This window comes from Brevundimonas aveniformis DSM 17977, assembly GCF_000428765.1.
In the GTDB taxonomy this organism is placed as follows: Bacteria; Pseudomonadota; Alphaproteobacteria; order Caulobacterales; family Caulobacteraceae; genus Brevundimonas; species Brevundimonas aveniformis.
Map to the genome: position 1 here is coordinate 71438 of NZ_AUAO01000006.1, position 13015 is coordinate 84452.

The 13015-nt window shown below is 64.4% G+C and carries 14 protein-coding genes; 8 read left to right on the forward strand and 6 right to left on the reverse strand.

Annotated elements, in window-relative coordinates; genetic code table 11:
* Nucleotides 1-92 precede the first annotated feature (92 nt).
* Nucleotides 93-1232 (reverse strand): isobutyryl-CoA dehydrogenase, encoded by a 1140-nt coding sequence (locus G391_RS0111605; protein WP_029087662.1) that lies wholly within the window; start codon nt 1230-1232, stop codon nt 93-95.
* 97 nt (nt 1233-1329) lie between these two features.
* On the opposite strand from G391_RS0111605, the gene G391_RS15315 reads away from it, so the two are divergent.
* The 5 genes from G391_RS15315 (at nt 1330) to G391_RS14775 (ending at nt 4644) form a co-directional block, all read left to right on the forward strand.
* Nucleotides 1330-1821, forward strand: coding sequence for a DUF4870 family protein (locus tag G391_RS15315; protein WP_051257351.1), 492 nt, complete (start codon nt 1330-1332; stop codon nt 1819-1821).
* Nucleotides 1818-2816, forward strand: coding sequence for a porphobilinogen synthase (gene hemB / locus G391_RS0111615; RefSeq protein WP_029087663.1), 999 nt, complete (start codon nt 1818-1820; stop codon nt 2814-2816). Before G391_RS15315 ends, hemB begins: the two co-directional genes overlap by 4 nt.
* A gap of 24 nt (nt 2817-2840) precedes the next feature.
* Nucleotides 2841-3341 carry an SRPBCC family protein gene (locus tag G391_RS0111620; protein WP_029087664.1) on the forward strand — a complete coding sequence of 167 codons (501 nt, stop codon included), beginning with the start codon at nt 2841-2843 and terminating at the stop codon, nt 3339-3341.
* Between the two features lie 25 nt (nt 3342-3366).
* Nucleotides 3367-3795, forward strand: a complete 429-nt coding sequence (locus G391_RS0111625; RefSeq protein ID WP_029087665.1) for a VOC family protein — start codon at nt 3367-3369, stop codon at nt 3793-3795.
* A 96-nt stretch (nt 3796-3891) separates the two neighbouring features.
* Complete coding sequence (locus tag G391_RS14775) at nt 3892-4644, forward strand: carbonic anhydrase (RefSeq protein ID WP_051257352.1); 753 nt, start codon at nt 3892-3894, stop codon at nt 4642-4644.
* On the opposite strand, the gene G391_RS0111635 is transcribed toward G391_RS14775, so the two are convergent.
* The 4 genes from G391_RS0111635 to G391_RS0111650 are packed head-to-tail and all read right to left on the reverse strand — an operon-like array spanning nt 4641 to nt 8304.
* The gene (locus G391_RS0111635) at nt 4641-5711 is read right to left on the reverse strand and encodes an alpha/beta fold hydrolase (RefSeq protein ID WP_029087666.1); all 1071 of its coding nucleotides are present in this window, start codon (nt 5709-5711) and stop codon (nt 4641-4643) included. The two genes, G391_RS14775 and G391_RS0111635, sit on opposite strands and share 4 nt — an antisense overlap.
* 27 nt (nt 5712-5738) lie before the next feature.
* Nucleotides 5739-6968 carry a serine hydrolase domain-containing protein gene (locus G391_RS14780; RefSeq protein WP_051257353.1) on the reverse strand — a complete coding sequence of 410 codons (1230 nt, stop codon included), beginning with the start codon at nt 6966-6968 and terminating at the stop codon, nt 5739-5741.
* Nucleotides 6965-7831: an NAD(P)-dependent oxidoreductase gene (locus tag G391_RS0111645; protein ID WP_029087667.1), complete on the reverse strand. Its 867-nt coding sequence runs from the start codon at nt 7829-7831 to the stop codon at nt 6965-6967. The genes G391_RS14780 and G391_RS0111645 overlap by 4 nt, the downstream gene beginning before the upstream one ends.
* Nucleotides 7828-8304 carry a flavin reductase family protein gene (locus tag G391_RS0111650; protein WP_035304455.1) on the reverse strand — a complete coding sequence of 159 codons (477 nt, stop codon included), beginning with the start codon at nt 8302-8304 and terminating at the stop codon, nt 7828-7830. The genes G391_RS0111645 and G391_RS0111650 overlap by 4 nt, the downstream gene beginning before the upstream one ends.
* Nucleotides 8305-8425: 121 nt before the next feature.
* Here G391_RS0111650 and G391_RS0111655 point away from each other — a divergent pair, with 121 nt between their 5' ends.
* Nucleotides 8426-9322, forward strand: a complete 897-nt coding sequence (locus G391_RS0111655; RefSeq protein ID WP_029087669.1) for a flagellar motor protein MotB — start codon at nt 8426-8428, stop codon at nt 9320-9322.
* A 66-nt stretch (nt 9323-9388) separates the two neighbouring features.
* Nucleotides 9389-10132, forward strand: a complete 744-nt coding sequence (locus tag G391_RS0111660; RefSeq protein ID WP_029087670.1) for an arginyltransferase — start codon at nt 9389-9391, stop codon at nt 10130-10132.
* Here G391_RS0111660 and G391_RS0111665 read toward each other — a convergent pair.
* Nucleotides 10110-12380 carry a spermidine synthase gene (locus G391_RS0111665; protein WP_029087671.1) on the reverse strand — a complete coding sequence of 757 codons (2271 nt, stop codon included), beginning with the start codon at nt 12378-12380 and terminating at the stop codon, nt 10110-10112. The two genes, G391_RS0111660 and G391_RS0111665, sit on opposite strands and share 23 nt — an antisense overlap.
* A 73-nt stretch (nt 12381-12453) precedes the next feature.
* Here G391_RS0111665 and G391_RS0111670 point away from each other — a divergent pair, with 73 nt between their 5' ends.
* On the forward strand, nt 12454-12954 hold the full coding sequence (locus G391_RS0111670) for a CinA family protein (RefSeq protein ID WP_029087672.1): 501 nt from the start codon (nt 12454-12456) through the stop codon (nt 12952-12954).
* The last annotated feature ends 61 nt before the right edge of the window (nt 12955-13015 follow it).

Genomic DNA, 13015 nt, shown 5'->3' on the forward strand with positions numbered 1-13015 from the left:
GCGTACTCCCAAGTTTTGTGGCTGTAGGCCTGCCCACCGTCGTCCGTTGCGGTCAAGTGAACTCGAATTCACCAATGACCAGGTCTTCGTCCCTACTGCCGCCCCATCTCGCGCGCCGTGATCACCCGCATGATCTCGTTCGTCCCTTCCAGGATGCGGTGCACCCGCAGGTCGCGCACGATCCGCTCCAGCGGATAGTCCTTTAGATAGCCATAGCCACCATGCAGTTGCAGGGCGTCGTCCGCGATCTGATGGCAGGCGTCGGTCGTCATCCGCTTGGCCATGGCGCACCATTTGGTCTTTTCGGGATGGTTGTTGTCGATGGCCCAGGCGCCGCGCAGCACCATCAGCCGGCACGCCTCCAGCTGGGTCGCCATGTCGGCCAGCTTGAACTGGGTGTTCTGGAACTCGCCGATGGCCTTGCCGAACTGCTTGCGTCCCTTGACGTACTCCTGCGCCGTTTCCAGCGCCAGCCGGGCGCCGCCCAGCGAGCAGGCCGCGATATTCAGACGCCCTCCGTCCAGTCCAGCCATCGCATAGCGGAAGCCCTCGCCCTCGCCGCCGACGCGGTTGGCCACCGGCACGCGGCAATCGTCGAAGCTGACCACGGCGGTCGGCTGGCTGGACCAGCCCATCTTCTTCTCGTTGGCCCCGAAGCTCAGGCCGGGCGTTCCCTTCTCGACCACCAGACACGAGATGCCCTTGGGTCCATCCTCGCCGGTGCGGACCATCACCACATAGACATCCGACACGCCCGCGCCCGAGATGAAGGCCTTGGAGCCGTTCAGCACATAGTGGTCACCGTCCAGCCGCGCCGTCGTCCTCAGCGCCGCCGCATCCGACCCCGATCCCGGCTCAGTCAGGCAGTAGCTCGCGATCTTCTCCATGGTCACCAGCGACGGCACCAGCCGCGCCCGCAGCTCGTCCGACCCGAAGCTGTCGATCATCCAGGTCGCCATGTTGTGGATCGAGATGAAGGCGGCCGTCGACACGTCGCCCCGGCTCAGTTCCTCGAAGATCAGCGCGGCCTCGACCCGCCCCAGGGCCATGCCGCCATGCTCTTCACCGGTGTAAATGCCGCAAAAGCCCATCTCGGCGGCCATGCGCATGACGTCGACCGGAAAGCGTTTCGTCTCGTCCCACTCGGCAGAATGCGGGGCCAGCTCCGCTTCGGCAAACTGGCGCGCGGCATCCTGGATGGCACGTTGGTCTTCGGTCAGGGCGAAATCCATAGGTCCTCGTTTCCCTCGCGGGTAGTTTGCCTGGGCGGCGCTTTCGGCTAAGCCCGCGCCATCCAGGCCTTAGCCGGCCGGTTGCGGAGTCGCCTTGATGTCGGACACGGGTTCTAGTGGAGCGGCCGCTCGCACGCAAAGCGATGATCGCGCCCTGGCCTTCGTGGTCTATGCCATGCACTTCCTGTCGCCTTTCGTGTTCGGATTGACGGCCCTGATCGGCGTGGCCATCGCCTATGTCCGCAAGCCGGAGGCAGAGCCTCTGCTGTGCTCGCACTATCGTTTCCAGATCCGGGTTTTCTGGGTGGGGTTCGCCCTGTCGGTCGTCGCCGCCTTCGCGGTGATGATCGGTCTGGGATTGATCCTCTGGGAGCTTGGCAACGCCTTCCTGTCCAACATGCCGGCCGATGCTGTTGACGCAGTTTCGCGTGACCTGGACGTCAATCTGCCAGTGGCAGCGTTTGTTTCGCTGATCGTGGCGGCCTGTGCCTGGGTGGCCACCGCCTTCTGGATGATCATTGCCTCGGTCGCCGGTGCCCTGAGGCTGTCAGCTGGCCGCCCTGTTGGTCGTAGCGGAGGACCGACATGACCGTCGCGCCTGCTCACTTTCCCCTGGCTCGACCTCGGCGTCTGCGCGCCGCCCCCTGGATTCGACGGCTGGTGGCGGAAACGCTGGTGACGCCGGCCGATCTGGTCTGGCCGTTGATCATCCATGACGGGGGCGACGCACGGGTGGCGGTGCCGTCCATGCCGGGCATCGATCGCCTCTCGCCCGCCGAAGCCGTCAAGGCGGCCCGTGAGGCGCTCGATCTGGGGATCCCCGCCGTCGCCCTGTTTCCGAACATCAGCGCGACGGCAAAGGACGCCGTCGGCAGCGGTGCCACAGACCCGGACGGCCTGGTCCCCGAGACGGTCCGCGCCATCAAGGATGCGGTCCCTGAGATCGGCGTGATTACGGATGTGGCCCTCGATTGCTACACCGATCACGGCCACGACGGTGTGCTGGAGGACGGTCGTATCCTCAATGACGCCAGCCTCGAACGCCTGGCCGAACAGGCCTTCATCCATGCCCACGCCGGTGCCGATATCGTCGCGCCGTCCGACATGATGGATGGTCGCGTTCAGGCCATTCGTGAGGCGCTGGAGGCCAATAGCTTCTCCGACACCCTGATCCTCAGCTACGCCGCCAAATATGCCTCGGCCTTCTACGGCCCCTATCGCGATGCCGTCGGCAGCGCCAAGGCCCTGACCGGCGACAAGAAAACCTATCAGATGGACCCCGCCAACACCGACGAAGCCCTCAAGGAGGTCGCCCTGGATCTCGCGGAAGGCGCCGACATGGTCATGGTAAAGCCAGGGATGCTCTATCTCGATATTATTCAGCGCGTTGCCGAGGCTTTCAAAGTTCCGACCTTTGCCTATCAGGTGTCGGGCGAGTACGCGATGATGCGCGCCGCCATTGCCAACGGCTGGCTCGAGGAAGACCGCGCCATCCTCGAAAGCCTGACGGCCTTCAAGCGCGCCGGATGCAGCGGCGTCCTGACCTATTTCGCCCCACAGGCGGCCCGGCTATTGAACGCCTGACGACGCACACGAAAGGGACCCGCCATGTCAAATGCCGACGACAATCCCTGCGACACCGACGGCGTTGCACACGCCTTTGATCTGGTTCTCGAGCGCACCATCGACGCGACACCCGATGTCGTCTTTCGCGCCTATACGGACCCCGCCCTGCTCAGTCAGTGGTTCGCCCCCCACCCCTGGCGCATCACCGACGCGATCATCGAGCCGCGCCCGGGCGGACGCATGAGCTTCGTCATGCACGGTCCCAACGGCGAGCGGTTTCCTAACTCCGGCGTCTATCTCGAGGTCGTCCCCGACCGGCGCCTGGTCAGCACAGACGCCTTCACGCCCGACTGGAAACCCGCCGGCCAGCCGTTCATGGTCGCCCATGTCGAGTTGGAGCCGACCGACGACGGCAAGACACACCTGCGGGCCATCGCCCGCCACTGGAACCGCGAGACGATGGAACAACACATCGCCATGGGCTTCCACGAAGGTTGGGGCCAGGTCGCCGACCAACTCAATGCGCTTGTGAAAACTCTGTAGCCATCCCTGGCCCCAGGAGCCCGCCATGAAAATCATCCCCAGCCTCAGCTTCAACGGCCAATGTCGCGAGGCATTTGAATTCTACGCCCGCGTTCTCGGCGGCGAGATCATCTCGGCCTTCCCGTATGGCGAGGGTCCGCCAGACATGCCGGTCGGTCCCCAGTACAAGGACTGGCTGATGCACGCCTGGCTCCAGATCGGCGACCAAGCGATCATGGGTGCCGACATGGATAAGGACTGGGCTCCCAATATCGACAAGCCCAAGAACGGCTTCGACGTTGCAGTTCACACTGACGATGCCGATGAGGCTCGTGCCTGGTTCGAGGGTCTGTCCGAAGGCGGCAGGGTCATCATGCCCTTCCAGGCCACCTTCTGGTCGCCTGGCTATGGCTCTTTCATCGACAAATTCGGCATCCCCTGGATGGTCAACACCAACGGCCAACCGCAAGCCTGATTGCCCCGCAGAACTATCCACAGGCGGCATCCTGCGGTTGATTGACAGGAATTGAACCGCGTTCGACAAGCCCGAACATTCGCCTGGGAGGGGAATATGGGCTGGCTATTCGGCAATCGTCGCAAGCGCGAACGCGCGACCTATTCGCAGCTGGTTTCAGAGCCTGCACCTGCGGCTAGGCCCGCAGCGGCTCTGCGATCACAGCCGACCCCGCAACAGGCACTGGATGCACTGCGAGCGGGCAATGACGCCTTCCTGCGCGGCGAGAACAATCTGGGGCACGTCAGAGCAGACGATCTGGATGAACTCCAGGGCGGTCAGTATCCAATCGCCACCATCGTCGGCTGTGCAGACAGCCGCACCCCACCGACGATCCTGTTCAATCAGGGCTTCGGTCGCCTGTTCAGCATTCGCGTGGCCGGCAATACCGTCGACCGTCGCGGCCTCGCCTCAATCGTCTACGCCGTAAAGCATCTCCATTGCCCGCTGGTGGTGGTCATGGGCCATACGGGATGCGGTGCGGTCGCGGCGGCGGAAGCGATTGTCGACGGTCGCGCTGAGATGGATCCGTCGCTTGAAGCCATGATCGAGCCCATCATTCCGGCGGTGCTGGCGGCGCGGCGTTCACGCCCGACCAATCCGGCTGAAGCCGCCGTCGAAGAGAACGCCCGCGTCGTCGCCGCCAAGCTGGCCACAGCTGATACCGCCCTGGCTGAGGCGCTCGCCGCCGGCACCCTGATGATCGTCGGCGCCGTCAAGGACATGAGCTCTGGCCGGGTCCGCTTCCTCGAGATCATCGGCAACGGCAGTCCGACCCCGGCCAATCAGAGAGCCGCCGTACCCGCCTAGGGCTCAGATCGTTCGAGCAAGGCGACCAGTTCGTCACGCCAGAACCGTGCCCAGGTGTGGGTCCCGTGCCCGCGTGTCTCCGGGCTGGCCGGGATCAGGACATAGCGGCCTTGCGCGATTCGCGGCGCATAGTGCTCGGCCAGTCCCAACTCGGGTGGATTGATGAAGTCATCGGCCGAATTGATCCAGGTGACGGGCACGGCGATCGCTTCCAGGTCCGCCGAAGGATCATAGTCGCGCGACGCATTGACCTGATACCAGAGGTCGTTGGCATCCAGCCCAGCGACGCGCTGCGGCAGTTGCTCGGCCAGCCAGGCGTCCGTCGTGTCCCGGTCCGGCAAATCAACCTGCATGGCCATGGGTGCTGCCCCAACCAGCATCAGCAAGTCCGCCGCAGTTCTCAGACCCTGTGTGGGCTGGGCCTCATAGTCTCCATTCAACCAGGCCGGATCTGACCGGATCGCGTCCATCAGCATGGCCCGCCACAAGCGATTCCGACCCGCGATCTCGGTCGGCTGGCAGGCCAACGGCATCAAGGCCTGGGCGAAATCGGGGTGACGTTCTCCCCAGACGAAGGCGTGCATACACCCCATCGAAGTGCCCATCAGCAGACGAAGGTGATCGACACCCAGGCCCTCGACCAACAGGCGCCGCTGGGCCTCGACCATGTCGTCATAGGTGTACTCTGGAAACCGGGCGCGCAGTCCATCCGAGGGCTTGGACGAGCCGCCGTGGCCGATGTTGTCGGGCAGGATGACGTAGTAGCGGCTGATATCGAGCGGCTGGCCCGGGCCGAACAATTCGTCAGCGAACTGAGGCCGCAGGAACTGGGCACCGGTGCCACCGGTTCCATGCAGAACCATCACCGCATTGGTCACGCGCCCTTGGGCATCGCGCTGGGGCTGCCCCAAGGTCCGGTAGTGAAGCCGAAACTCGGGCAGCGTCTGGCCGTCCTCGAAACGGAAATCGTCGATGACATGATCCCCTTCCGTGACGTCCCACGGTTGGGCCATGGCGGGACCGACCATCAGGAGGGCCATCGTCAGGCCAAGTAGCCACCGCATCATTCGCCGCGCTCCTGTTCCGGCTGCAGCCTATTGCTGGAGCCCCGTTGGGAAGGTCTGACCCGTCGCCTCGGCCATGGCCTGCTGGACGATGAGAAAGACCGTGTCCCGCTGATGATAGTTGTTGGTCAGAACAACCACCGTGACATCTCCATCGGGCAAATAGCTGATCAGGTTACGGAAACCCGCCCAGCTTCCCGTGTGATAGATCTGCGGCGCGTGGAAAGCGGGTACGGCCCCCGATCCCAGATCACTGGTGAACAGGCCAAAACCCCACCCCCGCGGACGTGCGCCTTCAGGAAGCCCCTGATCGGCGGGCGCATGATCGGCAATCATCTGCGCGTAGCTCTCCGGTGACAGGACGTGGCCGCCGTGCAGGGCACGCTCCCAGGTCAACATATCGTCCAGGGTCGAATAGAGGGCTCCCGCCCCGGCGATGATCGACACATTGGCGACCGGTCCGGGGACCTGACCGGCCCCTCCCGAGTTGTGTCCACGAACGATGCCATGCCCTCCGGCGTCAGCATCAGACCCCGTATTGGCCATCCCCAGCGGCGTGAAAAAGGTCGTCTGGAGATAGTCTTCGTAGGCCAGGCCCGACGCCCGCTCGACAATCGCGGCCAGCAGATTGTAGCCGGCATTGTTATAGTCGGCACGCGTGCCCGGCTCGAACCGCGGTCGAAACTGTTCGGTGTCCCGCGTCAACTCCGCCAGGGTCGCGGGCGTCACACGGCGGTCGCCCCATCCGGGACGTTCCATCAAATCCGGCAGGCCGGAGGTGTGGCTCAGCAGATGCGTCAGACGAAGACCCTGCCACCCGTCAGGACAGGGCGAAATCCAGCGGCAGACCGGATCGTCGATCGACAATCGGCCCTCATCCTGTAGTCGGAGAATGGCCGCTGCCGTGAACTGCTTGCTGACAGAGGCCAGCCGAAAGCGGGCATTGGGATCGAGCCGCTGCCCTGTCTCAACGTCCGCCACGCCATAGGCCTGGCGCAACAACAGGTGGTCGCCCTGTGCGACCAGAACTGCCCCGTTGAACTGCCCTTGGGCGGCCAGGACCTCCAGTCGCGCCCGCAACTGCGGCAAGCTGTTCGCCTGAACAATGGGGGCGGGTTCAGGTGCAATGATCGGGGCCGGTTCCACCACGGCGACGGCTGACGGTTGCGCCAGCGTCGGCGCGCACCCAACGGCTGCCAGACTGGTCAGCGCACCAAGGCCCAGACCTGCGAAGACACCGGCAATACTGGTACGGCTCATCGCCCCGACCGATCTTGCAGGCGCGCCGCCAGGCTGGAGGTATCCCAACGCGCTCCACCCATGGCCTGAACCTCGGAATAGAACTGATCGACCAGGGCCGTCAGGGCGAGGTGGCTGTGATTGGCACGGGCTTCATCCAGGACCAGGCCCAGGTCCTTACGCATCCAGTCCACGGCAAAGCCGAAGTTGAACTCTCCACGCGCCATGGTCGCCCAGCGATTGTCCATCTGCCAGGATTGCGCCGCCCCTTTCGAGATCGCGCCATAGACCGCCTCGGTATCCAGCCCAGCCTGCTGGGCGAAATGGACCGCCTCGGCCAGGCCCTGAACGACCCCGGCGATGCAGATCTGGTTGACCATCTTGGTCAGTTGGCCGGAGCCGACCGGTCCCATGTGCTGGATCGCCTTGGAATAGGCTTCCAGAACAGGCCGGGCCCGATCCAGAGCCGCTGCATCTCCGCCCGCCATGACGCTGAGCTGGCCATTTTCTGCACCGGCCTGTCCGCCCGAAACCGGCGCATCGACAAACGCACAGCCTCGCGCCCCGGCCCATTCACCCATGTCGCGGGCCAACCGCGCCGAGGTCGTGGTGTGATCGACAAAGACACAGCCGGTCGGCACCGTCTCAAGGGCGGCGCGCACGACCTGGCGAACATCCTCATCATTGCCGACGCACAGGATGAAAAGCTCCGCTGCCTCACCTGCCCCTTGCGGCGTTTCGGCCACCGCCCCGCCGGTCGCCTCGGCCCAGGCCACAGCCTTGGCCAGCGTCCGGTTGTACCCGACGACCTGATGTCCGGCCTCGATCAGATGCCGGGCCATGGGGCCGCCCATAACCCCCAAACCGGCGAACCCGATCCTCATCGTTCACCCCGCGAGATCGGTCCGTAGCTGCCTCTGAAAAATGCCAATCCCGTTCCGTCGCGCGCCTCGAATCGCTCAACTCGCCCAAAGATCAGCAGGTGGTCACCCGCGTCCTCGCGACGGCAGACATGGCATTCGAATCGAGAGATCCAGCCGTCAATAAGCGGCACCCCCCCGATTCCCGGCTCGAACTCGTCCGGCTCAAGGAGCGGGTTGCCGAACGCAAAACGCTGGCACAGCTCTGCCCCGTCCGAATTCAGAACATGAACAGCGAAATGGTCGGCCTGCGAAAAGGTGGGCCAGCGATCGGATTTCTTGCCCAGGCTCCACAGGACCGTGGGCGGCTCCAGAGACACCGATGTGAAGGAATTCACCGTGATCCCCATCGCCCCGCGCGCGCCCATGGCCGTGACCACACACACACCGGTCGCGAAGCCTCCGAGCGCATGGCGCAGCGGGCGTGTGTCGATCATCGGCGGGTTCTTGCTATCCACGCCTCTCGACCTAGAGCGCGTCGCTCCCCTTAGCAACTGCAACGGCCTCTTAACCTTGACCCGCCATCAAGAGACGGAGAACTGCTGAGGCACAGCCACCATGTCGATGAGCGAACGGCCCATCCTCATCAAGAAGATCAAGAAAGGCGGCGACCACGGCCACCACGGCGGCGCGTGGAAGGTCGCCTACGCCGACTTCGTCACGGCGATGATGGCCTTCTTCCTGCTCATGTGGCTGATCAACACGACCGACCCGGAGCAAAAGCGCGGCATCGCCGAGTATTTCGCGCCCGCCAGCGTTGCGCCGACCACCTCGGGTTCGGGCGGCATTCTCGGCGGCACGTCGCTGGGCGAGGACGGGGTCAAGAGCGACGGCTCCAGCGCCGTGGTCAATCAGCTCTCTCCCGAGGCCGCCCAGCAGGCCGACCAGCAGGAAGGACGCAGTTCTGACCTGTCCGCTGCCAGCGAGGACGAGCTACGTGAAGAGATCGCCCGGCGTGAGGCCGCCGATTTCGCCTCGGCCGCAGCTTCGCTACGCCAGGCCATGCAGGACATGCCCGAACTGGCCGAACTATCGCGACACCTGATCATCGACCAGACGCCCGAGGGACTGCGCATTCAGCTGGTCGACCAGGAAGGACGGTCGATGTTCGAGCAGAACTCGGCGCGCCCGAACGAGCGCGCCCGGATCCTGCTGCGTGCCGTCAGCCGGGTCATCAATCAGCTCCCCAACCGCATCACGATTTCCGGGCACACCTCGGCGACCGGGACGCGCGCCTCACAGCCCGGTGACTGGGCTCTGTCGTCTAGCCGGGCCGACGCCTCTCGCCAGATTCTCGAAGCCGCTGGCGTCGATGCCGACCGCATCTATCAGGTGTCGGGCAAGGCGGGCTCAGATCCTCTCTATCCCGATGATCCGACGCTGGCCGGCAATCGGCGCATCGCGATTGTGCTGCTTCGGGAGGCACCTGTCCTTCCCGCCGATACCAGTCTCTGATCGAGGGTTGCGTCCCGCCGGGATTTGCCTTCACAATCGTCGTCAACGGGGAGCCTGCGACGCGATTTGACCCAGTATGTACCGACCCGACAGCTTCGGTTCTTTCTGACGGGCCCCTCGCCCTGCCCCTATCTGCCCGGGCGTGAGGAACGGAAGGTCTTCACCCATCTGCCTATGTCGGACGGCGCAGCGGTCAATGACTCGCTCACCCAGGTCGGCTTTCGACGCAGCCAGAACATCGCCTATCGCCCGGCCTGCGAGGCATGCAGCGCCTGTGTGTCGGTGCGTATACCCACCGCAACCTTCGAGCCGGGACGTGGCCACAGGCGTATTCTCAGACGGAACTCCGATCTGGTTCGGACCCTGGTAGAACCGGAAGCCACCCCCGAACAGTACAACCTGCTCCAACGCTATCTGAACGCTCGCCATCCCGGCGGCGGCATGACGGACATGGGCTGGCTCGACTTTGTGGCGATGATCGAGGACACCGCCGTCCGGACCCATCTGATCGAGTATCGGCTGCCGGATGGCCGCATCGTCGCGGGGGCCCTGACGGACCTGCTCTCGGACGGGCTGTCCCTGGTCTACAGCTTCTTCGACCCCGAAGAGTCCCGACGCAGCCTGGGCCAGTACGTCGTGCTGGACCATATCCGGCAGGCCACAGCCGTCGGGCTGGACCATGTCTATCTCGGCTACTGGATCGAGGGCTCGGCCAAGATGAGCTATAAGGCCGACTTCCGCCCTCTCCAGACCCTCGAAGGCGACAATTGGGTGGCCAAGACGGCCATCAATCCGACCGAGCTTCCCTGACCATAGCCCCGAAAAGATTGACATAATCGTCCGTCCAGGCGGGCGTGTTCGTCGGCACGTTCAACTGCCAGCGCGGATCGACCGCAAACGGGGCCAGCCCCTCCGCCGTCGGTGACATGACCACCGCCTCCGTCGAGGCCTCACTCATCTGGGGCGCATCCGGATTTTCGCCGTAGAGCTTGTGCAGATAGGGAACGCCAATTTCCTGAGCCGCCGCCAGGGTCGGGGTCGTGATCTCAAGATTTCGGTTCGACAGGTGAAGCACCAACAGTCCATCGGGCTTCAACAGGCGCAGATATTCCCGGATCGCCTCCACCGTCAGCATGTGGGTCGGCACCGCATCCGACGAGAAGGCGTCGACCAACAACAGGTCATAGGTTCCGGCCGGCTCATTGCGGAGCGTCAGGCGGGCATCTCCGATCACCGTGCGAACCGGCCCATCGGCGCACTCCGAGATATAGCTGAACCGGGCGGGATCACGCGCCCAACGATCAACCATCGGGTCGATCTCAAAGAAGCTGAGCTGATCGCCGGCACGCTTGTAGGCTGCCATGGATCCGGCCCCCTGCCCGACGACACCGATCACGGCATGGTCTGTCCGGTTCTGGGTGACGATCACCGATTCCCCGATCGGGGTGGTGGGCGCGTAGTAAAGCGATGGACGACAACGCCACTCGGCCGCCTGGATTTGGGCACCATGCAGGGTCGTTCCATGCATCAGGATGCGAACATCCCCGACCTCGCGGAAATCGACATCGGCGCGGCGAAGCACGCCGAAGAAGCTGCGGTCGCTCTCGGTCCAGTCATAGCGGACCGCGACCTGTGACGCCGCGAGCGAGATCAGGCAAAGGGCGACGAAAAACAGGCGAGCCCGCTGGCGAACCATGAAGGCACAGATCGCTGCGGCTCCCAGAGGAAGCAGCACCACCATACGCGCCGTTTCCCAGTCCAGTCCCATTTGATGGGGGCGTCCATCGACACTGAGCCACCAGAACAGGATCGGCGGGATGAGGCAAAGCACGGCAACCGCTGCCCCCCACATCAACTCATCACGCGACAGCCGCGTACGTGTCCAGGGACGAGCCAGGGCCGCCAGACACAGGGCCAGGGGATATTCCACCACCGTATTGAAGATGACCGGCGCGACCATCGCATTGAAGGCCCCGCCCAGCACGCCACCGACGGCCAGCCAGAGGAAGAACTCGGTCAGGCGGTCAGGCGGGGGGCGCAGCGAAGCCAGCCGCTGGTGACACATCAGGGCCGTGAAGAAGAAGGTCGTCAGATGCAGGGTGAGCAGGACAAACCAATTGCCATTGGTCATCGGCATCAGAGCGGCACAGACCGCCGCCGCCGCCGCCTGTATGATCAGGGTGGTGGTCAGCGAAATCGCGGGGCTGCGCGAGAAGGCAATCACAAACGTCAGAAGATAGAGCGCCAGCGGGATCACCCACAGGAACGGGGCCGACGCCACGTCCACAGACAGGTGCGTGGTGACGCCCAGCATCAGACTGGACGGCAAGGCGGCCATGCCGATCCAGGTCAGTCGGCGCGCCCATGAAACGGGTGTCGAGGGCTCCAGCGCCGGCGCGTCCAGCACGCCCTTGTCGCCGCGCCAGACAACTGCCCCCAGACCCAGGATCACCAAGATGAAGAGCCCGTATCCGATCGACCAGCCGAGGGTCTGCTGGCTCAATCCCGCCAGCGGCTCCACCAGGGCCGGATAGGCGATCAGGGCCACGAAGCTGCCGATATTGGATGCGGCGTACAGGACGTAAGGATTTTCTCCCTCCGCCGTGCCCCGGCGCACGCGCGCGAACCATGCCTGCAACAGTGGTGCGGTTGCGGACAGCACGGCAAACGGAGCGCCGACCGACAAGGCCAGACTACCCAGCAACCAGGGGATGGGATGCCGCGTATCCGGCACACCAACCATGTCGCTGACACCGAGCGGCCAGAAGCTGATCAAGGCCAGAACCAGCAGCGCCAGGTGAATCGCAACCTGCCATTTCAGCGGCCCGACGCGTTGCAACAGGTGGGCATAGGCGTATCCGACCAGAAGCGCCGTCTGGAAGAACACCATCGAGGTATTCCAGACCGAGGGTGACCCCCCCAGCAAGGGCAGCAACAGTCGCCCCATCAGGGGTTGAACCGAGAACACCAGAACCGCTGAGGTGAAGATGGCCAGGGCGAACAGCAAGGCTGTCGGAGACGATCTTTGCCCTTGCGGTAGAGCCGTTGCGTCAGTCATTTGATCTCGCTCTGATCCCGTCCCCGGCGCGCCGTCGCTAAGCGACTCACGCCTGCATCCATTTGAGGCTGACATGTTTCCAAATGATATCGAAGATGCGGCGCGGCGGATTATTCAGACGGCCTCGGCACGGCAATTGTGGATCACGACCGCCGAAAGCTGCACCGGCGGGCTGGTCGGGGCCGCGCTGACGGCCATTGCGGGCTCTTCGGCCGTCTATGACCGTGGCTTCATTACCTATTCCAACGCCGCCAAGACGGATTTGCTCGGCGTCCCGGGCGATCTGCTCGCAACGCATGGGGCCGTTTCAGAGGCGGCCGCCCGCGCCATGGCGCAAGGGGCCCTGCGCGCCGCCGGCGCACAGATTGCCGTCGCTGTGACCGGGATTGCGGGACCGGGCGGCGGGTCGGACGACAAGCCTGTCGGGCTGGTCCATTTCGGGCTGGCAACGGCCGATGGCGATGTCGCCCATCGCCAGGCTCAGTTCGGCAATCTCGGTCGCCAGGCCGTGCGCATGAGCGCCCTGAGAATGGCGCTAAACCTGATTGAGCTGGGCCTCGATCAGACGGCCTGAGCCTTCCAGCCCGCGAGGCGGACCTCCCCCCTCAAGACTGCCCCCTGGGCCAGGACCGACA